At 69.8% G+C, this 570-nt stretch carries 1 protein-coding gene; it reads right to left on the bottom strand.

Annotation, left to right across the window (positions count from 1 at the left end; translation table 11 throughout):
- The coding region (locus ABD841_RS40620) for a tRNA(His) guanylyltransferase Thg1 family protein (protein ID WP_344982418.1) at window positions 1–570 on the bottom strand (570 nt) is incomplete at both ends.

Below are 570 nucleotides of genomic sequence, written 5' to 3'. Positions count from 1 at the left end.
CGGCGGTGAAGTGCGGGGCCGCCTCGGACACCCACCGGGAGCGGACCGCGAGAGTGGTGGTCTCCCGCCGGGTGCGCCCATCCACGTACGTGACCGGTTCCTCCGCCGTGTGGCGGGTGCACACGCGGCCGCGCTTCACCTCGGCAGGGTAGTTGTCCCAGTCGACGCCGTGCTCGGACCACAGCATTTCCCGCATCCGGCCGGTGGAGACGCCGTGCAGCCGCCGGTGGGAGAACACCGCTTGCGCGGCCATGGTGATGCTGTTGCGGACGCAGTCGCGTTGCCGCCACAGAAAGTAGTTGGCGACCTCGACCGGGTCGGGAATGGTGAACACGCGGGCGTCGAACATGGCGTGGGCGTCGTCGTGGCCGACGCGGTACGCGCGGTTGAACGCGACCGTGGCGATGGACGCGGCGATGCTGGTGATCTTCTGCACGACCCCGCCGAACCACGGCTGGGTGCCGTGGGCGTCGAAGTCCGTGAGCAGGACCGAGCACTCGTCGGACTGGGTGAAGGCGAACACGGCGCCGGACATCTCCGCGCACAGGGCTTCGGCGACGGCGTTCATGG

Source organism: Streptosporangium fragile, from assembly GCF_039534445.1.
In the GTDB taxonomy this organism is placed as follows: Bacteria; Actinomycetota; Actinomycetes; order Streptosporangiales; family Streptosporangiaceae; genus Streptosporangium; species Streptosporangium fragile.
This window is presented reverse-complemented; position numbering and strand designations above follow the sequence as displayed.